The organism is Streptomyces sp. CS113 (assembly GCF_002188365.1).
Lineage (GTDB): Bacteria > Actinomycetota > Actinomycetes > Streptomycetales > Streptomycetaceae > Streptomyces > Streptomyces tendae.
Window position 1 is genome coordinate 1,283,433 of sequence record NZ_KZ195574.1, and the last position, 19,136, is coordinate 1,302,568.

Here is a 19,136-nt window from a genome sequence, read left to right on the forward strand (position 1 = left end):
GTGGCTCAGTCCGGGCCGGGAGCCTTCTTCCTGGCCCGGCTGGGCTGGACCCGGCTCGGCTCGCCCGGCATCTTCGGATACTCGGGCGGGTACGGCAGATCACCGAGCCCGTGGTCGTGCTCGTCCTTCGTCGCCAGCTCCAGCAGCGCGTCGAGGGAGTACCTCGTGTCGTCCATGCCCGCGTGCACGTCGCCGAGTTCGGCGAAGCGCGCGGGCATGGTCGTGATGTCGAAGTCCCGCGGGTGCGCGACCCCCACCTCGTCCCAGGTCAGCGGGGCGGAGACGGGCGCGTGCGGGCGGGGCCGCACGGAGTAGGCGGAGGCGATGGTGCGGTCGCGGGCGGTCTGGTTGTAGTCGATGAAGATGCGCTCGCCGCGCTCCTCCTTCCACCACTTGATGGTGACCCGCTCGGGCATCCGCCGTTCCATCTCACGGCCGACGGCGATCGCGGCGCGCCGCACCTGGGTGAAGGTCCAGCGCGGCTCGATCGGCACGAAGACGTGGATGCCGCGCCCGCCGGACGTCTTGGGCCAGCCGCGCAGACCGCCGAACTCCTCCAGCACCGCGCGCAGTTCGTGGGCCGCGCGGGCGGCGTCGTCGTAATCCGTCCCGGGCTGCGGATCGAGGTCGATGCGCAGTTCGTCGGGGTGGTCGACGTCGTCCCGGCGCACCGGCCAGGGGTGGAAGGTGAGGGTGCCGTACTGGGCGGCCCACAGCACGGCCGCCTCCTCGGTGGGACACATCTCGTCGGCGCTGCGTCCGCTGGGGAAGGTGATGTGCGCGGTCGGAATCCAGTCGGGCATGCCCTTGGGCGCGCGCTTCTGGTAGAACCACTCGCCGTCGATGCCGTCCGGGTAGCGCTGAAGCGTGGTGGGCCTCTCGCGCAGCGCACGCAGGATGCCGGGGGCGACGGCCTGGTAGTAGCGGGCCACGTCCAGCTTGGTGTACCCGTGCTCCGGGAAGAACACCTTCCCCGGGCTGGACAGCCGCACACTCCGCCCACCCGCCTCCAGCTCCACCGCTTCCGCCATGCGAGCCACGGTAGGCGCAGCGTTACCGCTCCGCATATCGGAACTCGGGGAGGGGGCACGCAGACCACGGCCTGCGCGGCCGCCGGGTGCCTATTTGCCGATGCTGATCCTCTCGTTGTCGAGGAGTGCGGTGTGCGTGGCAGCGGTGATGATCAGCAGGACCATGAGGAATCCTGGGACGGGATTGGTGTCGTCGGCGCCGGGGCTGATCGCCATGGCGGCGGAGAAGACGGCGTCCCCCACGATGTACACCCCCGCCAGCCAGGGCTTCACGACGCCTTTGACCGCGGCCACGACGAACGGAACGGCGGCGGCGAGCCCCAGGGTGACGATCGGGACGAGCGTCCACACCACCTTGGCCAGGATCGACGTATATATACGCGGGCGGGTCGGCGTGAGCGGGGCGTTGATGTAGGGACTGGCCACGGGTTCTCCCTCAGTGTCGACAGCGTCTAGGAAGTGTGATGTCACGGTGTCGTACTGTCCGGCGGTTCGACGGGATGGACCCGTTTGAGTGAACGGGCCGAGAAGGCCGCTCCGACCGAGCCGCACGAGCCGCGTCCGCTCCCTGACGGGCACTTCCGGCGTCGGGCTCGACAGGCGGAGTGCCACCGGCGGTGCACAGAATCGGACCATGGACCTCCCCGTCATGCCGCCCGTGAAGCCGATGCTTGCCAAGTCCGTGGCGAAGATTCCGCCGGGGATGCACTACGAGGCGAAGTGGGACGGGTTTCGGGCGATCGTGTTTCGGGACGGGGACGAGGTGGAGCTGGGGAGTCGTACGGGCAAGCCGTTGACCAGGTACTTCCCGGAGCTGGTGACGGCGCTGCGGGAGCGGTTGCCCGAGCGGTGCGTGGTGGACGGGGAGATCGTGATCGCGCGGGACGGGCATCTGGACTTCGACGCGCTCACCGAGCGGATCCATCCGGCGGACTCGCGGGTGCGGACGCTGGCGGAGCGCACGCCGGCCTCGCTGGTGGCCTTCGACCTGCTGGCCCTGGACGACGCGTCCCTGCTCGACGTGGGGCTGGCCGACCGGCGGGCGCTGCTGGTGCGGGCGCTGTCGGGGGTGACGCCGCCGGTGCACGTGGCGCCGGCGACGGACGACATCGAGGTGGCCCGGCGGTGGTTCGAGCAGTACGAGGGGGCGGGACTCGACGGCGTCGTCGCCAAACCGCTCGATCTGCGCTACCGGCAGGACGAGCGGGCCATGTACAAGATCAAGCACGAGCGGACGGCGGACGTCGTCGTCGCCGGGTACCGCTTCCACAAGAGCGGGCCCGTGGTCGGCTCGCTGCTGCTCGGCCTGTACGACGACCGGGGCGTGCTCCAGCACGTGGGGGTGAGTGCCGCCTTCACCATGAAGCGCCGGGCCGAGCTGGTGGAGGAGCTGGCGCCGCTGCGCATGGACGACGCCCGGGGGCATCCGTGGGCCGCCTGGGCCGAGGAGGCCGCGCACGAGTCGGCGCGGCTGCCGGGCGCGCCGAGCCGCTGGTCGGGCAAGAAGGACCTGTCCTGGGTGCCGCTGCGCCCCGAGCGGGTCGTCGAGGTGGCCTACGACCACATGGAGAACGGGGCGCGCTTTAGGCACACGGCCCGCTTCCGCCGCTGGCGCCCGGACCGGACCCCCGAGAGCTGCACGTACGCGCAGTTGGAGGAGCCGGTCCGCTACGACCTGGCGGAGATCCTCGGCGGGCCCTGACGCACCGCCCCCGGTCTCCTACGGCTTCATCAGCACCTTGACCGCGCCGTCCTGCTTCTTCTGGAACATCTCGTAGGCGTGCGGCGCGTCCGCCAGCGGCACCCGGTGGGTGGCGAAGCCGTCCACACCGAGCGGGTCCTGGTCGGTCAGGTACGGCACGATCTCGTCGCTCCAGCGGCGTACGTTGGCCTGGCCCATCCGCAGCTGGACCTGCTTGTCGAACAGGGTGAGCATCGGCATCGGGTCGGCCATGCCGCCGTACACGCCGGACAGCGAGATGGTGCCGCCGCGGCGCACCAGGTCGATCGCGGTGTAGAGGGCGGCGAGCCGGTCGACGCTGAACCTCTCCGCCAGGGGCCCGCCGATGGCCCGGGGCATTACCGCGGCGGTCTGCTGCACCAGCTTGGCCACGGCGCCGCCGTGCGCCTCGGTGCCGACCGCGTCGATCACGGCGTCGGGGCCGCGGCCGTCCGTCCGGTCCTGGATCGCGGCGACGAGCTCCTTCTCGTTGTCGAAGGACCGCAGGTCGAACGTCTCCACGCCCCGCTCGCGGGCCCGCTCCAGCCGCTCCGGCACGAGATCCACGCCGAACACCTTGTCGACTCCCTTGAGCCGGGCGATCCGGCAGGCCATGTCGCCGATCGGGCCGAGGCCCAGCACGGCGACGCTGCCGCCCTGCGGGACGGACGCGTACTCGACCGCCTGCCAGGCGGTGGGCAGCACGTCGGAGAGGTAGACGAAGCGGTCGTCGGCCGGGCCCTCGGGCACCTTGATGGGGCCGTACTGGGCCTGCGGCACGCGCAGGTACTCGGCCTGGCCGCCGGGCACCGCGCCGTACAGGCGGGTGTAGCCGAACAGCGGCGCGCCCATGCCCTCGCCGGTGACCTGGGTGGTTTCGCACTGGGTCGGCAGCCCGGTGTCGCACATGTAGCAGTGTCCGCACGCGATCTGGAACGGCACCACGACCCGGTCGCCGGGCTTCAGGTTGGTCACCTCGGGGCCGACCTCCTCCACGATGCCCATGGGCTCGTGGCCGAGGATGTCGCCCGGTGTCATGAACGGCGTGAGCACTTCGTAGAGGTGCAGGTCGGAGCCGCACAGCCCGGAGGAGGTGACGCGGATGACCGCGTCGGTCGGCTCCTCGATCCTCGGGTCCGGCACGTCCTCGACCCGCACGTCCCGCTTGCCCTGCCATGTCACTGCCTTCATCGCCCCGCGCTCCCTCCGTCGCCGTGCGCGTCGGTTCTGCGTGGCGGCCGGGTACCCCGCGGCTCCCGTCGCCGAACCCGGCGGTCTTTTCGGCCGAACAGCGGATTATCTGCCTCGTACCGTGTGCCGTATCGGATTCAGTCAGGTATGGCACTAAATGCTTCAAGAAGCGCACAATCAATGACACGGGATGGGTGGACGGATGGCCGGGATGCGAAGAGGAACGCGCAGGGGGCGGTGCGCCGCCCTGCTGACGGCGGCGGTGGCGGTCTCACTGGCCGCGGCGGGCTGCACGGCGGGGCCCGGCGCGAAGGACGACGGACGGGCGTCGCACGCGCCGCGACCGGAGCGGTCGCACAGTGCCGCCCGCGCTTCCGGGCCGGTGCTCGCCGTGAAGGTCGACAACGTGCGCGAGGCCCGCCCGCAGAGGGGCCTGGAGGCCGCGGACGTCGTCTACGCCGAGCCGGTGGAGGCCGGACTGAGCCGGCTGATGGCGATCTACGCCACCGAGCTGCCCGCGTCGGTCGGGCCGGTGCGCAGCGCCCGCGAGTCCGACCTGGAGCTGCTCGGCCAGTTCGACCGGCCGGTGCTGGCGTTCTCCGGCGCGCAGAGCAAGCTCCTGCCGCTCATCGACAAGGCGCCCCTGCGCGCGGAGCCGCCGGGCGAGGACTCCGACGCCTACGTCCGCGCCGGGGACCGGCAGGCCCCGCACAACCTCTACCTGCGGCCGGGCGAGCTGCTCCGGAAGCCCTCGGGCCCCGCGGCCCTGACCACCGGTTTCACCTACGGCAAGGCCCCGGCGGGCGGGCGCGCGGAGTCCACGCACACGGTGCGCTACCCCTCGGCGAGCTTCACCTTCACCTGGTCCGACAGCCGGGACCGGTGGCTGGTCTCCATGGACGGCTCCCCGGCCCGCACGGCGGACGGCGGGCGGCTGGGCCCGGCCACGGTCGTCGTGCAACACGTGAAGGTGCGCGAGTCGGACTTCCGCGACTTCCGCGGCAGCAACTCGCCGTACGTCGAGTCGGTGGGCTCCGGGGAGGCGGAGGTGCTGCGCGACGGGCGCGCCTACGACGCGACCTGGAAGCGCGGGGCGGCCGCGGACGGCACGACCTTCACCGGCGAGGACGGCGAGCCGCTGAACTTCGCCGAGGGCCAGGTGTGGGTGGTCTTCGCCGGACACTCCTGAGCCGGGCGATCCCGACGGAGTGAAGTCCCCGGTCAGCCCGGTGCCGCCGTCGGCTCCGCCGGGTTGCGGAGCCCTTCCGCGGCGTCCGCGACCCGGCGCATGAGGTCGATGAAGACCGCCTGCTCGTCCGCGGCGAGCGGGGCGAGGAACACCTGGTTCATACGGGCGACCCGGACGCCCAGTCGGCGGTGGACGCGCTGGCCCTCGTCGGTGAGCCGGAGCAGCGACCTGCGGCCGTCCTGCGGGTCGCGGACCTTGTCGAGCAGCCCGCGGCGGCCGAGCCGGCTGACCACCTCGGCGATGGTGGACCGGTCCAGGCCCACCCGCGCCCCCACGGTGCGCTGGTCCAGGCCCGGCTCGGCGACCAGGGCGTTGAGGACGGCGTACTGCGGCGAGGTGGTCTCCTCGGAAACCATCGTGTTCCACAGCAGGTAGTGCGCCTGCTGCAGCCGCCGGGCCAGATGGCCGGGGTGGGTGGTCAGATCGACCGCTGCCATGCGTGCGCTCCCCTGGTCACTTTCATCGGTGCACTGACGATACATGGCGCGGAGCGCGGCCATCCAAGAACGCCATACACGATCTACCTCGTATTTTGTGGGTCTTGACGCCCCGGCCGTCCGGTGGCAGCGTGTGGGCAACCTCGCCGAAATACTCAGTGCCCTGACTATCTTCTCCAGGGCGCGCGGAAGAGATGGGGCTTCTCGGATGGACAAGGTGGTGGCCACGGCCGGTGCGGCGGTGGCCGACGTGGCCGACGGCGCGTCGCTCGCGGTGGGCGGTTTCGGGCTGAGCGGTGTGCCGAACGTGCTGATCGAGGCGCTGTACGAGCGCGGGACCGGCGGACTGTCGGTGGTCTCCAACAACTGCGGGGCGATGGACTCCGGGCTGGCCGTCCTGCTGGCCGCCGGGCGCATCGCCCGGGTGACCGGGTCCTACATCGGCGCGAACAAGGAGTTCGCTCGCCAGTACCTCGGCGGGGAGCTGGAGGTCGAGATGATCCCCCAGGGCACCCTGGCCGAGCGGCTGCGGGCCGGCGGCGCGGGCATCCCCGCCTTCTACACCCCCGCCGGGGTCGGCACCCAGGTCGCCGACGGCGGGCTGCCGTGGCGCTACGACGGGTCCGGCGGCGTCGCGCTGGCCTCGCCGCCGAAGGAGGTCCGCGAGTTCGACGGGACGGAGTACGTGCTGGAGCGCGGCATCCGTACGGACTTCGCGCTGGTCCGCGCGGCGAAGGGCGACCGGCACGGCAACCTGGTCTTCGCCAAGTCGTCCCGGAACTTCAACCCGCTGGCCGCGATGGCCGGACGGGTGACGGTCGCCGAGGTGGAGGAGCTGGTCGAGCCCGGCGAGATCGACCCGGACGCGGTGCACCTGCCGGGGATCTTCGTCCAGCGGGTGGTGGCCCTCACCCCCGAGCAGGCCACCGACAAGAAGATAGAGCGGCGTACGACTTCCGCGCCCGCGGCGCGTGGGACGGTGGGTTCCTGATGTCCTGGACGCGTGAACAGATGGCCGCGCGGGCCGCGCTGGAGCTGCGCGACGGCCAGTACGTCAATCTCGGCATCGGTCTGCCCACCCTGATCCCGAACTACCTCCCCGAGGGCGTCGAGGTCACCCTGGAGTCGGAGAACGGCATCCTGGGCACCGGCCGGTACCCGACCGAGGCCGAGGTGGACCCCGACCTGATCAACGCGGGCAAGGAGACGGTCACGGTCCGGCCGGGCGCCGCCTTCTTCGACTCGGCCCTGTCCTTCGGCATGATCCGCGGCGGGCACATCGACGTGGCGGTGCTCGGCGCGATGCAGGTCTCCGCCTCCGGCGACCTGGCGAACTGGGCGATCCCGGGCAAGATGATCACCGGGATCGGCGGCGCGATGGACCTCGTCCACGGCGCCCGCACCGTCATCGTGGTGATGACCCACACCGCCAAGGACGGCTCGCCCAAGATCCTCGCGGAGTGCGCCCTGCCGCTCACCGGCAAGGCGTGCGTCGACCGCGTCATCACCGACCTTGGCGTCCTCGACGTCACCGACGACGGCCTGGTCCTGGTGGAGACCGCCCCGGGCGTCGACGTCGACGAGGTCGTCGCCAAGACCGATGCCAAGCTCGTCGTCGCGAAGAGCGCGGAGGGACTGAAGTGAGGGACGTCTACCTCGTCGACGCGGTGCGCACCCCGTTCGGCAAGTACAACGGGGGTCTGGCGGGCGTGCGCCCGGACGACCTGGCCGCGCACGCGATCCGTGCACTCCTCGGCCGCACTCCCGACCTGGACCCGTCCCGGATCGACGACGTGTACTTCGGGAACGCCAACGGCGCGGGCGAGGAGAACCGCAACGTCGCCCGCATGGCCGCCCTCCTGGCCGGCCTGCCCACCACCGTCCCCGGCGTCACGGTGAACCGGCTGTGCGCCTCCGGGCTCGAAGCGGTGATCCAGGCCGCCCGCGCCATCGCGGTCGGCGACGCCTCGGTCGCGCTCGCGGGCGGCGTGGAGTCGATGACCCGGGCGCCGTACGTACTGCCCAAGTCGGACCGGCCCTTCCCGGCCGGGCACACCGAGATGTACTCGACCACCCTGGGCTGGCGCATGGTCAACCCGGCGATGGACCCGCAGTGGACCATCCCGCTCGGCGAGTCGGCGGAGCTGATCGCGGACAAGCACCAGATCACCCGCGAGCAGCAGGACGCGTACGCCCTCGCCTCGCACGGGAAGGCGGCCCGCGCCCAGGCCGACGGCCTGTTCGACGCCGAGATCACCGCCGTCCCGGTGCCGCGCCGCAAGGGCGACCCGGTGGACTTCGCCGCCGACGAGTGCGTACGCGCGGACGCGTCCCTGGAGGCGATGGCCAGGCTCAGGCCGTCCTTCAGGGAGACCGACGGCACGGTGACCGCGGGGAACGCCTCCCCGCTCAACGACGGCGCCGCGGCGCTGCTCCTGGTCGACGAGGAGGGTCTGCGGGCCACCGGACGCGAGCCGCTCGCCCGGGTCTCCGCGACCGGCGTCTCGGCGACCGACCCGCAGTACTTCGGGCTCGCCCCCGTCGAGGCCGTGAACCGCGCGCTCGCCAAGGCCGGCCGGAGCTTCGCCGACCTGGACGTGCTCGAACTCAACGAGGCGTTCGCCGCCCAGGTGCTGGGCTGCGTCGCCGAGTGGCCCGAGTTCGACCCCGCGGTCCTCAACCCGCAGGGCGGCGCCATCGCCCTCGGCCACCCGCTCGGCGCGTCGGGCGCCCGCCTCGCCGGCACCGTCGCCCACCAGCTCGCCCGCAAGGGTGGCGGCACCGGCGTCGCCACCCTCTGCATCGGCGTCGGCCAGGGCCTCGCCCTGGTCCTCGACCGCTAGTCACCCCCGGGATCCCCTATGACTCTCACCCAGCACGACATCGACGCGGAGATCGCGGCCGAACACGCCGCCTACGAGAAGCGGGTCGCCGGCGGCGGCCCCGTCGAGCACCATCCGCGCCGCGACTACGCCCCGTACCGCTCCTCGGTGCTGCGGCACCCGAAGCAGCCGCCGATCGCCATCGACGTCACCAAGGACCCGGAGCTGGTGGAGCTGTCCTCGCCCGCCTTCGGCGAGCGGGACATCACCGAGATCGACAACGACCTGACCCGGCAGCACACCGGGGAGCCGGTCGGCGAGCGCATCACCGTCTCCGGCCGCCTCCTCGACCGGGACGGCAGGCCCGTGCGCGGGCAGCTCGTGGAGATCTGGCAGGCCAACTCGGCCGGGCGGTACGCCCATCAGCGCGAGCAGCACGACGCGCCGCTGGACCCGAACTTCACCGGCGTGGGCCGCACCCTCTCCGACGACGACGGCTTCTACCGCTTCACGACCGTGCAGCCCGGCCCCTACCCGTGGCGCAACCACGTGGGCGCCTGGCGCCCGGCGCACATCCACTTCTCCGTGTTCGGCTCGGCGTTCACACAGCGCCTGGTCACGCAGATGTACTTCCCGAACGACCCGCTGTTCCCGTATGACCCGATCTTGCAGTCGGTGACGGACGACGCCGCCCGCCAGCGGCTGATCGCGACGTACGACCACAGTCTGTCCGTGCCGGAGTTCTCGCTCGGCTACCACTGGGACATCGTGCTCGACGGCCCGAACGCCACCTGGATCGAAGAAGGACGCTGACCCGCCATGACGAAGATCGACACCAGCGGACCGGAGCAGGTGCCGCCCACGCCGTCGCACACGGTCGGCCCCTTCTACGGGTACGCCCTGCCCTTCCGCGGCGGCGAGGACATCGCGCCCGCCGGACACCCGGACACGGTCACCGTGCACGGGTACGTGTACGACGGCGAAGGCAATCCGCTGCCCGACGCCCTGCTGGAGCTGTGGGGTCCGGACCCCGAGGGCCGGGTACCGACCGCCGACGGCTCGATGCGGCGCGACCCCGCCTCCGGCGGCTTCCTGGGCCGCAACGGCGTGGAGTTCACCGGCTTCGGACGCATCCAGACCGACGCGAACGGCCACTGGTACGCGCGGACGCTGCGACCGGGCGGGCGCGGGCGGAGCGCGCCGTACCTGAGTGTGTGCGTGTTCGCGCGCGGCCTGCTCGTGCACCTGTTCACCCGGATCTACCTGCCGGGCGACGAGGCGGTGCTCGCGGCCGACCCGCTGCTGGCCCGGGTGCCGGCCGAGCGCCGCGACACGCTGGTCGCCGGGGACGAGGGCCGCGGGACGTACCGTTTCGACATCCGCCTTCAGGGCGAGGGCGAAACGGTCTTCCTGGAGTTCCAGTGACATCACCCGCCGTCCCCGACCCCGCCGGGAGCGACACCGGCGCCGACACGAGCCTGCTCGCCCCCGGGTGGACCGGCTCGCCGGCCGCCTCGGCGACCGGTGACCGCGCGTATCTGCGGGCCCTGCTCGACGCGGAGGCGGCGCTGACCCGTGCCCAGGCCGCGCTGGGGCTCGCCCCGGCCGAGGCGGCGAACGCGGTGAGCGCCGCCGCGGCGGACCCCGGCGCCTTCGACGCGCGCTCCCTGGCCGAGCGGGCCCGGGGCGGCGGGAACCCGGTCATCCCCCTGGTGGCCGACCTGACGCGGGCGGTCGGCGAGGCGTACGGGCCGTACGTGCACCGGGGTGCGACCAGCCAGGACATCCTGGACACGGCGGCGATGCTGGTCGCCGCCCGCACCCTGGACCTGCTGCTGCCCGACCTCGCCCGTACGGAAGCGGCGCTGGCCCGGCTGGCCGCCGAGCACCGGGACACGCCGATGCCGGGCCGGACACTCACCCAGCACGCCGTGCCGACGGCCTTCGGACTGAAGGCGGCCGGATGGCGCGCGCTGGTGCTGGACGCGCGGGACCGGATCACGGCGGTGCGGGACGCGCTGCCCGTCCAGCTCGGCGGTGCGGCGGGCACCCTGGCCGCCTTCGGGGCGTACGGCGCGCCGGACCCGACCGCGCTGCCGACGGCCTACGCGCGTGAACTCGGGCTGCGCGCACCCGCGTTGCCCTGGCACGCCCTGCGCACTCCGGTAGCCGACCTGGCCGGCGCGCTCGCCTTCGCCGCCGGGGCGCTCGGGAAGATCGCCGTGGACGTGCTGACGCTGTCCCGGACCGAGATCGGCGAAGTCGCCGAGGGCAGCGGGGGCGGCTCGTCAGCGATGCCGCACAAGGCCAACCCGGTGCGGTCCACGCTGATCGCGGCGGCCGCCCGGCGCGCACCGCAGCTCGCGGCCACGCTGTACGGCTCGCTGGCCGCCGAGGACGAGCGGCCGGCCGGGGCCTGGCACGCCGAGTGGGAGCCGCTGCGGGACCTGCTGCGGCTGACCGGCGGTGCCGCCCGGGACGCCGCGGAGCTGGCCGAGGGGCTGCGGGTGCGCCCGGACGTGATGCGGGCGCACCTCGGGCTCACCCACGGGCTGATCGTGTCGGAGCGGCTCTCGGCGGAGCTGGCGCCGGTGCTCGGGCGGGCCCGCGCCAAGGAACTGCTCACCGAACTGGCGGCGCGCGGCTACGCCGAGGACCGGAGCCTGGGCGAGCTGCTCGCCGGCGTACCGGAGCTGCGGGACCTCGACCTGGCCGGCCTGACCGACCCCGCCCGTTACACGGGGGCGGCTGCCGCCCTCACCGACCGTGCTCTGGAGCGACGTTGACGACCCTGCTCAACCATCTGTCCGAAGGCTCCGCATCCGCTCCCCCGCTGCTGCTCGGGCCCTCGCTGGGCACCTCGTACGCGCTGTGGGACGCGGTGGCCCCCGAACTGTCCGTCGGACACCGGGTGATCCGCTGGGACCTGCCGGGGCACGGAGGTTCGCCGGCCGATCTGATCGGCCCCGGCGCCACCGTCGGCGACCTGGCCGATCTGGTGCTCGCGCTCGCCGACTCGCTCGGGGTGGAGCGGTTCGCCTACGCCGGGGTGTCCCTGGGCGGAGCGGTGGGGCTGCACCTCGCCGTGCACCGTCCGGAGCGTGTGTCGTCGCTGGCGGTGATCTGCTCGTCGGCGCACTTCAACGGCGCGCGGCCGTGGCGGGAGCGGGCGGCGCGGGTGCGCGAGGAGGGCCTGGCACGGCTGGCGGAGAGCGCGGACGCGCGGTGGTTCACCCCGGGGTTCACCGTGCCGCGGCTGGTCCGCGACCACCGGGACGCCGACCCGGGCGCGTACGCGGCCTGCTGCGACGCGCTGGCCGCCTTCGACCTGCGGGACCGGCTCGGTGAGATCTCCGCGCCGACGCTGCTGATCGCGGGACGCGAGGACCCGGCGACGCCGCCCGCGCACCTGCGGGAGATCGCCGACGCGGTGCCGGGCGCGACGCTGACGGAGCTCCCGGGCGCCTCGCACCTGGCGCCGGCCGAGCGGCCCGAGGCGGTGCTGGCGGCGCTGCGGGCGCACTTCGACGGCACGGCCCGGCGCGGCATGGCGGTACGGCGCGAGGTGCTGGGCGACGCGCACGTGGACCGGGCGCAGGGGCGGCAGACGCCGTTCACCGCCCGCTTCCAGGACTTCATCTCGCGCTACGCGTGGGGCGAGATCTGGACCGACGAGACGCTCTCGCGCCGCGAACGCAGCATGGTCACCCTGACGGCACTGGTCGCGCACGGCCACTACGAGGAGCTGGCCATGCATGTGCGGGCCGCGCGGCGCAACGGGCTGACGGCGGACGAGATCGGGGCGGTGCTGCTCCAGACGGCGGTGTACTGCGGGGTGCCGGCGGCGAACTCGGCGTTCGCGACGGCCCAGCGGGTACTGGCCGAGGAGGCGGGCGACGCCGCGCGGTAGCGGCCCCTCGGCGTGCTCCGGCGCTGCCTCAGCCCGCGTGCCCGGCCGCCAGGGCCTGACGGGCGCGGGCCGCGAGCCCGTCGGCGCCGCAGGATTCGGCCAGCGCCAGACCCCGGTTCAGCTCGGCCGCCGAGCGGGCCGCGATGCCGTACTCCACGCGGGCGGCGGCGTGCTCGTACTGGCAGGGCGAGGCCTCCAGGTAGGTGACGGCCTGGGCGGCGAGCCGGACCGCGCGCTGGCCCGTCTCCAGTGCGGCGGCGCAGCGCAGGGCCTCTCCTATCGCCGTGTCCGTGCCGAAGCGTTCGGCCTGGCGGCGGGCGTCGGTGGCCAGTTGGGCGGCGCGGCCGGGATCCTCGCCGGCCAGCGCCCGGGCCAGTTCGGTCGCCCAGGGGACGACCACCGGGTTGTGCCGGCCGCGTGCGGCGGCGGCCTTCTCGGCGGCCTCCAGTTCGTTGATCCCCTCCTTGGTGCGGCCGGTGGCCAGCAGCAGCCGGGCACGCACCGGGCGGGGGTCGGGCAGGACGATCGTCGACGGGTACGGCGGTGCGAAGCCGTACTGCTCGGCGACGGTCCCGGCCTCCTCGACATGGCCGCGGGCGAGCAGGGTGTCGATCAGGTTGCAGGTCGCCGACCAGTACAGCGGCAGCCCGCGGCCGACGCGTTCGGCGATGCGCAGTGACTCGCGCAGCGACTGCTCGGCCTCCCTGAGGCGGCCCCGCCTGCGGTGGCCGAGACCGACGTAGGCGTGTGCGAGGGAGAGGTGGCCGCCGCTCCAGCCGGCGCTCTCGTAGGCGCGCAGGGCCTCGGTGAACAGTGCCTCGGCGCGGTCGAGCCGGTCGGTGTAGGCGTAGGAGCTGGCCAGCATCATGGGCAGTTCCAGGCCCCACTCGGTGTCGGTCCAGCCGAGTCCGGGGGCGAGGCGGCCGTTGACGAGGGCGCGGTCGCACAGTTCGGCGACCTCCTCGGCGCTCTCGCCGTGAGTCATGGCGTCGAAGCCGCGCAGGATGAGCAGGGCGCGCTCGGCGTTGTCGCGGCCGGTGCAGGTGGCGGCGAGTTCGGCCAGGCGGGCGGAGCGGTGCGGCGAGGAGGTCTCGCCCGCGTGGATGCCCTCCCACATGTACTGGGCGGCCTGGAGCCGCAGCCGCGCCGAGGGGTCGGGGTTGCGGGCGGCCTCCGCCTCGACGGTGCGGACGGCCTCCTCCAGCTGGTCGTTGTGGAGCAGGGCCTGGGAGAGCCGGAAGACGGCGTCCACCCGCTGCTCGCCCTCCAGGCCCGGCATGGCGAGCGCGGTGCGCAGGTGGCCGATGGTGGTGGCGGGCGCGGTGAGGAGCGTGGCGCAGCCCAGTTCGAACAGCACGCGGGCGTGGGACTCCGGCAACGGCGGTTCCCGCAGCGCTCGTTCGAGGCAGCGCCGGGCCGCGTCGGGGGCTCCGACGGCGAGGTGTTCGCGGGCGGCCTCGCGCAGCTGGGCCACGACGTCCTGGTCGTCGTCGGGGTGCACCTTGAGCAGGTGCCGGGAGGCGGCGGCCGCGCCGAGCCCGGAGTCGGCGACCAGCTGGGCCGCTATGCCGTGCATCGCCGTGCGCAGCGCGTCGGGGATGGAGTTGTAGACGGCGGTGGCGATCAGCGGGTGGACGAACTCCAGGTCGCCGGCGCCCGGTTGCCCGGCGCCGGCGTCGGGCACGGACAGGATCCGGGCGCCCCTGAGCAGTTCGGCGCAGCGGGCGGCGTCGGCGGGGTCCAGGGTGGCGAGCCGGGCCACCATGTCGACGGTGATGCCGCCGCCGAGGATGGCCGCGGCCCAGGCGAACCGGGTGGAGTCGACGCCGAGTTGCTCCAGGCGGGCGACGAGACCGCCGCCGCGGGCGGTGCGGTTCAGGGCACGCAGTTCGGCGGCCTCCGCCTCGACGGGTTGCAGTTCGCTGTCCTGGACCTTGGCGAGGAGTTCGACGGTTTCGTAGGGGTTGCCGCCGGTGACGGCCCACACTTCGCGGCAGAAGGCGGCCTCGGCGTGTGCGCCCAGCGTGGCGCGGGTGAGTCCGGCCGTCGCCTCCGGGGTGAGGGCGTTCAGCGGGGCGAGGGGCCGGCCGACGGCGGTGGCCGCCTCCAGGTGCCGGGCGCTGTCGCCGCTGACGTCGCCCGGGCGGCGGGCGATGACGACCAGGACGGAGGTCTCGTCGAGCCGTTCGGCCAGCGCGGCCAGCCAGCGCAGGGTCTCCTGGTCGGCCCAGTGGGCGTCGTCGAGCAGCAGCACCAGCGGCCACTCCCGGCGGGCGAGCCGGCGTACGGCGGCGACCAGTCCGTCGCACACGCCCTGCGGGTCGGCCTGCCGCTCGCCGGGGTCCGCTATGCCGAGGGCGGGGCCGGCGATGTCGTACCAGTCGCCGAGGTACTCGCGGGCCTCCTCGGGGAGCATCGACACCAGTGCCGGCTGGAGCAGTTGGCGCACCACGTTGAAGGGGACGGACCTGAGGGTCTCGCCGCCGCGCGCCGACCAGACGGTGCAGCCCCTCGCCTCGGCGATCCGGCGGGCCTCGGCGAGCAGCGCCGTCTTGCCGACCCCGGCCTCGCCGCGGGCCTCCAGCAGCATGCCGGGGGACGAGCGGTCCGCGCACAGGGTGTCCACCGCGCGCGTGAGGGTGGCGACTTCCTCGTCGCGCTCCCAGAGGGAGGGTGGGACGGCGCCCGCCCGCCGTACCTCCGTCATCCCGCTACCTCCCCGAGTCGCCCGAATGACGTACAGAGCCTGAGCCTAGCCCTCCGATCGCGCAAGTGGTGGGCGCTCCGCCGACCAGTTGCCGTGACGGGTGACATGCGGTAAAGCGTGAACGACGCGCCCGGCCCGTCATCAGCGGCGGTGCGGCCGGCCGCCCGTCAACCTCGCGCGGCGCGCGGCGCGCGGCCGCCCGCGGAGAAGCGTGCGACCGGGCCTCTCATCCGGCTTTCACCGACGCCTCATACGGTGGGCACATGACGCAGGCGACTCCTCCCGGGTGGTACCCGGACCCCGGACAGAAGAATGACGGTCCCGCCACCGAGCGCTGGTGGGACGGCACGGCGTGGACCGACCAGGTGCGCCCCGCCGGAGCGGGCGCCGCGGCGGCCCCGCCCGCGCAGCCGCCGGCCGGGCCGCCGGCGCAGGACACCGCCGCCGGGCCGTATCCCGCGCACCCGGGGTATCCGGTGCACCCGGGGTATCCCGGTGTTCCCGTCCAGCCGCCGTCCGCGCGTCGGCGGCGGCTGCGGGCCGGGATAGCCGTCGCGGCGGCCGTGGCGGTGCTGGCCGGCATCGGGGTCGGGGTGTACGCGCTGACCGACGACGGCTCGGGCGGCGACAGCGCGGGCTCCTCGCGCCAGGACCGCGGTGGGCCCGGCGACCGGAACGACCCCTTCGGCGACTCGGGCGGCGGCGCCGGCGGCGAGGACGGCGGGTCGCCCGCGCCGGACTCCCCCGGCGAGTCGGAGCCGCCCACGGTCGACAGCGGCTCGGTGACGGACGCCCTCAGCGGGATCAGCCTGCCCATCCCGGACGGCTGGTCGGGGCAGGAGCTGCAAGTCGGCGCGCAGGTGACGTCGGACGACGCCTACAAGTGCCCCGGCGACACCTCCAAGTCCTGCACGAAGGGCGGCGCCTACTCGGCCCCCGCGATGCTGCTGAAGACCAAGGGCGACACCGCGGAGGAGGTCGCGAAGGCCGACATCGAGGCGAACGCCGAGGAGTCGTACGGCGGCGAGTCCTACGGCGGGATCACCTCGCACGACGAGCTGGCCTCCAAGGCGGTCACGGTCGCCGGGCAGAAGGGCTACCTGGTCCGCTGGAAGGCGGTCACCGCCAAGGGCTCCGACGGCTACGTCGAGTCGCTGGCCTTCCCCTCGCCGGCCGATTCCTCGCGCATCGTCGTCGTCCGCTTCGGGGTCGACACGGACCAGGAGCAGTCGGTCATCGACGAGATAACCAAGGGCATCGAGGTGGACACCTCGGCCGGGGGCGGGGGCAGCGGCCAGGACGTCTGACCGGTCCGGCGGCGGCTGCGAAGGTGCCGCCGGAAAACCGTCGGCCGGGTGGGGCGCCCTTCCGCTCAAAGGGTGCCCCGCCCGGCCGGGGGTGCGCGCCGCCCCCGTCCCCACGGTGCGGCGCGGGCAGGCCGCCGTCCAGTCATCCCGTGGACGGCGGCCTGAGTCTCAGGGGAGGCCGAGCGCCGGCAGCACGACGGCCTCCACGAACCGGACCAGGTACGCCGCGTCCGCCTGCTCGCCCTCCAGGACGGGCCGCATCCGCAGCATGCCGAAGAGCTGCGCGGGCACGTACTCCAGCGCCGGGTGCCCGGCCGGCACCTCGCCCCGTGCCACACCGCGCGCGAGGATCGCCCGCAGCGCGGCGATCTCCGGTTCGACGAGCGCCTCGCGCAGCGCGCACTTCAGCTCCGGGTCCTCCATGACCGCGTGGCCGAGCGCCTGGAGCAGCCCGGTGTCCTTGCCCGCCCCCTCGCCCGCGGCCGCGGCCGCCTGGCGCAGGTCGTCGGCGAGCGACCCGGTGTCGATGTCGGTGAAGCGGACCCGGCGGCTGGAGCGCAGCGCGGCGGCCACGAACTGGGGCTTGGTCTTCCACTGCCGGTAGAGCGTGGACTTGCTACACCGGGTGCTGGCCGCGATGCCCTCCATGGTGACGGCGTCGTAGCCGCAGGAGCGGAGCTGGTCGAGCACGGCGTCGAAGAACTCCTGCTCACGTTCCGGCGTGAGCTTGGAGCGGCGCGAGGTGCCGACCGATTCCGGCCGGTACGCGTCCTGCGACGTCATCGGCTCCGCTCCTTCCCGCTCGCGCACGGAACCGCTGCTCGGTCCCGCACCCGGTGTGTCGAATGTCTATCGATACGCCAGTGTACCGGTACAGCACCGTATCGGTACACTGGCGTATCGGAACGAGGTCGTATCGATGAGAACCGTCACACGCCCCCGTACCCGATGAGCCACACGCACCACCGTCAGCGAAGGGGCCGGGGGATGAATGCCCGCAGCGAGCCTGCACCAGCGGGGCCGGACGCGCCCGCGCGCCCACCGCTCGTCCGTGAGCTCCTGCTCGTGGCCGGGCTCTTCCTCGTCTACAAGTTCGGCCGCCAACTGGCCACCGGGCACACCACCGAGGCGTTCCGCAACGCCCACCACGTGTGGGACTGGGAGCGGGTGCTCCGGCTGCCCGACGAGGGCACGGTCCAGTCGCTGCTCCTGCACGGCGACACGCTGGTGCACGTCGCGAACACGTACTACGCCGCCGTGCACTTCCCGGCCACCCTGGCCTTCCTGGTCTGGCTCTACCTGCGCCGGCCCGCGCACTACGTCTGGGCCCGCCGGGTCCTGGCCGCCGTGACCGGCGCCGCGCTGGTGCTGCACCTCCTCTTTCCGCTGGCCCCGCCGCGCATGCTGGGGGCCACCGGCCTGATCGACACGGCCCGGCTCTTCGGCCCCTCGGTGTACGGGCCGCCGCGCACCGACGCCCTGTCGAACCAGTTCGCGGCGATGCCCTCGCTGCACTTCGGCTGGGCCCTGATGCTGGCCATCGGCCTGATCGCCGCGACGCGGACCCGGTGGCGCTGGCTGTGGCTGCTGCACCCGCTGGTGACGCTGCTGGTCATCGTGGGCACCGCGAACCACTACTGGCTCGACGTGATCGCGGCCACGGCGCTGCTCGGCCTGGCGCTGGCGGTACTGCGGCTGCCGCGGTCACGGCCGCGGGAGCGGACCCGGTGCGGGCTGCCCCACCGGCGGGCCGAGGTCCGGCGCCGGTCCTCGGCCGAGCGGCCCGAGCTGGTCGGGGCGGGCCGGTGAACGCCGCCCTCGTCGCCGTCCTGCTGTCGCTCGTGTCGGCGTGCGCCTACGCCGCCGCGGCCGTCGCCCAGGAGCGGCTGGCCTCACGCGCCTCCGACGCCGGTCCGCTGCGGCTGCTGGCCTCCGGCGCCTGGTGGTGGGCGGTCGCGCTCAACGCCTCGGCCGCACTGCTGCACGTGGTGGCGCTCAAGTACGGTCCCCTCACCGTGGTCCAGCCGCTCGGCGCGCTCACCCTGGTCGCGGCGGTGCCCCTGGGGGCGCGGCTGGCGGGCCGCAGGGTGAGCGCGATCGAGTGGCGGGGCACCGGACTGACGCTGCTGGGTCTCGGCGCGCTGCTGCTGACCGCGTCGGGTCCGGCACCGGACGACGTGCTGAGCGTGCCGGAGGCGCTGACCGTGTCCGGCGCCACGGCGGCGCTGATCGGCGTGCTGTCGAGGCCCGGTGCCCGGCCGGGGCTGCGGCACGCGACGGCGTCCGGCATCGCGTCCGGTGTCGCCTCGGCGCTCACCCAGACCGTGACGGTGGCCGTCACCGACCGGTCGGGGCCGCTGCTGAGCGTCCAGGTGATCGGCGTGGCCGTGCTGGTGGCCGCCTTCGCGACGGGCGGACTGCTGCTGTCCCAGACGGCCTACCGCGGCGGTCTCGGCGCTCCGCTGGCGGTGGTGACCCTGGCCAACCCGGTGGCCGCCGCGGTGATCGGGCTCTCCCTGCTCGGCGAGCGGCTCAGGGGCGGCGCGGGCGGCGTGCTCCTCGCCCTGACCGGTGCGGTGCTGGCCGCGTGGGGAGTGGTCCAGCTGAGCCGGGCGGCCCCGGCCCCGGCTCCGGGGCGGCACGAGCCCGCGGCTCCGGTGCTCGCCGACCCGGAGCCGGAGGGGCCGGCCCCGGCGGGGCTGGTGCCCCGGCAACCGGGGCCGGGACACCTCACGCCGCTCTAGGGGGTGTCGTTTGGATCA

General features: G+C 73.9%; 18 protein-coding genes. 12 read left to right on the plus strand and 6 right to left on the minus strand.

What is annotated here, in order from left to right; all coding sequences use genetic code 11:
- Positions 1-5: 5 nt before the first annotated feature.
- Both ligD and B9W62_RS05560 read right to left on the minus strand, forming a co-directional pair.
- The gene (gene ligD, locus B9W62_RS05555; RefSeq protein WP_087805740.1) at positions 6-1,031 is read right to left on the minus strand and encodes a non-homologous end-joining DNA ligase; all 1,026 of its coding nucleotides are present in this window, start codon (positions 1,029-1,031) and stop codon (positions 6-8) included.
- Positions 1,032-1,121: 90 nt separating this feature from the next.
- A complete protein-coding gene (locus B9W62_RS05560; protein WP_087805742.1) occupies positions 1,122-1,457 on the minus strand; it encodes a hypothetical protein in 336 nt (111 codons plus the stop codon).
- A 208-nt stretch (positions 1,458-1,665) separates the two neighbouring features.
- On the opposite strand from B9W62_RS05560, the gene B9W62_RS05565 reads away from it, so the two are divergent.
- A complete protein-coding gene (locus tag B9W62_RS05565) occupies positions 1,666-2,733 on the plus strand; it encodes an ATP-dependent DNA ligase (protein WP_087805744.1) in 1,068 nt (355 codons plus the stop codon).
- An 18-nt stretch (positions 2,734-2,751) separates the two neighbouring features.
- On the opposite strand, the gene B9W62_RS05570 is transcribed toward B9W62_RS05565, so the two are convergent.
- Entirely contained in the window at positions 2,752-3,942 is a 1,191-nt protein-coding gene (locus B9W62_RS05570) for a zinc-dependent alcohol dehydrogenase (RefSeq protein WP_087805746.1), read from the minus strand.
- Between the two features lie 211 nt (positions 3,943-4,153).
- Here B9W62_RS05570 and B9W62_RS05575 point away from each other — a divergent pair, with 211 nt between their 5' ends.
- Positions 4,154-5,131 (plus strand): DUF3048 domain-containing protein, encoded by a 978-nt coding sequence (locus B9W62_RS05575; protein ID WP_087811759.1) that lies wholly within the window; start codon positions 4,154-4,156, stop codon positions 5,129-5,131.
- A 32-nt stretch (positions 5,132-5,163) separates the two neighbouring features.
- Here the strand turns inward: B9W62_RS05575 and B9W62_RS05580 are convergent, their stop codons facing one another.
- Positions 5,164-5,628 (minus strand): MarR family winged helix-turn-helix transcriptional regulator, encoded by a 465-nt coding sequence (locus tag B9W62_RS05580; RefSeq protein WP_087805748.1) that lies wholly within the window; start codon positions 5,626-5,628, stop codon positions 5,164-5,166.
- A 208-nt stretch (positions 5,629-5,836) separates the two neighbouring features.
- Here B9W62_RS05580 and B9W62_RS05585 point away from each other — a divergent pair, with 208 nt between their 5' ends.
- The 7 genes from B9W62_RS05585 to pcaD are packed head-to-tail and all read left to right on the plus strand — an operon-like array spanning position 5,837 to position 12,360.
- On the plus strand, positions 5,837-6,619 hold the full coding sequence (locus tag B9W62_RS05585; RefSeq protein ID WP_087805750.1) for a CoA transferase subunit A: 783 nt from the start codon (positions 5,837-5,839) through the stop codon (positions 6,617-6,619).
- Positions 6,619-7,272, plus strand: a complete 654-nt coding sequence (locus tag B9W62_RS05590) for a CoA transferase subunit B (protein ID WP_087805752.1) — start codon at positions 6,619-6,621, stop codon at positions 7,270-7,272. Before B9W62_RS05585 ends, B9W62_RS05590 begins: the two co-directional genes overlap by 1 nt.
- On the plus strand, positions 7,269-8,471 hold the full coding sequence (locus B9W62_RS05595) for a thiolase family protein (RefSeq protein ID WP_087805754.1): 1,203 nt from the start codon (positions 7,269-7,271) through the stop codon (positions 8,469-8,471). Before B9W62_RS05590 ends, B9W62_RS05595 begins: the two co-directional genes overlap by 4 nt.
- An 18-nt stretch (positions 8,472-8,489) precedes the next feature.
- Positions 8,490-9,263, plus strand: a complete 774-nt coding sequence (pcaH, locus tag B9W62_RS05600; RefSeq protein ID WP_087805756.1) for a protocatechuate 3,4-dioxygenase subunit beta — start codon at positions 8,490-8,492, stop codon at positions 9,261-9,263.
- 6 nt (positions 9,264-9,269) lie between these two features.
- Positions 9,270-9,875, plus strand: a complete 606-nt coding sequence (gene pcaG, locus B9W62_RS05605) for a protocatechuate 3,4-dioxygenase subunit alpha (protein ID WP_087805758.1) — start codon at positions 9,270-9,272, stop codon at positions 9,873-9,875.
- On the plus strand, positions 9,872-11,236 hold the full coding sequence (gene pcaB / locus B9W62_RS05610; protein WP_087805760.1) for a 3-carboxy-cis,cis-muconate cycloisomerase: 1,365 nt from the start codon (positions 9,872-9,874) through the stop codon (positions 11,234-11,236). Before pcaG ends, pcaB begins: the two co-directional genes overlap by 4 nt.
- The gene (gene pcaD / locus B9W62_RS05615) at positions 11,233-12,360 is read left to right on the plus strand and encodes a bifunctional 3-oxoadipate enol-lactonase/4-carboxymuconolactone decarboxylase PcaDC (protein ID WP_087805762.1); all 1,128 of its coding nucleotides are present in this window, start codon (positions 11,233-11,235) and stop codon (positions 12,358-12,360) included. Before pcaB ends, pcaD begins: the two co-directional genes overlap by 4 nt.
- Positions 12,361-12,388: 28 nt before the next feature.
- Here the strand turns inward: pcaD and B9W62_RS05620 are convergent, their stop codons facing one another.
- Entirely contained in the window at positions 12,389-15,067 is a 2,679-nt protein-coding gene (locus tag B9W62_RS05620; protein WP_087805764.1) for an ATP-binding protein, read from the minus strand.
- Positions 15,068-15,330: 263 nt separating this feature from the next.
- Between B9W62_RS05620 and B9W62_RS05625 the strand changes: the two genes are divergently transcribed.
- Positions 15,331-16,374: a DUF2510 domain-containing protein gene (locus tag B9W62_RS05625; protein WP_087805766.1), complete on the plus strand. Its 1,044-nt coding sequence runs from the start codon at positions 15,331-15,333 to the stop codon at positions 16,372-16,374.
- A 168-nt stretch (positions 16,375-16,542) separates the two neighbouring features.
- Here B9W62_RS05625 and B9W62_RS05630 read toward each other — a convergent pair whose 3' ends face one another.
- Positions 16,543-17,157 (minus strand): TetR/AcrR family transcriptional regulator, encoded by a 615-nt coding sequence (locus tag B9W62_RS05630; protein ID WP_087805768.1) that lies wholly within the window; start codon positions 17,155-17,157, stop codon positions 16,543-16,545.
- 204 nt (positions 17,158-17,361) lie between these two features.
- On the opposite strand from B9W62_RS05630, the gene B9W62_RS05635 reads away from it, so the two are divergent.
- Positions 17,362-18,183 carry a phosphatase PAP2 family protein gene (locus B9W62_RS05635; protein WP_087805770.1) on the plus strand — a complete coding sequence of 274 codons (822 nt, stop codon included), beginning with the start codon at positions 17,362-17,364 and terminating at the stop codon, positions 18,181-18,183.
- On the plus strand, positions 18,180-19,118 hold the full coding sequence (locus B9W62_RS05640; RefSeq protein ID WP_087805772.1) for a DMT family protein: 939 nt from the start codon (positions 18,180-18,182) through the stop codon (positions 19,116-19,118). Before B9W62_RS05635 ends, B9W62_RS05640 begins: the two co-directional genes overlap by 4 nt.
- Positions 19,119-19,136: the final 18 nt, after the last annotated feature.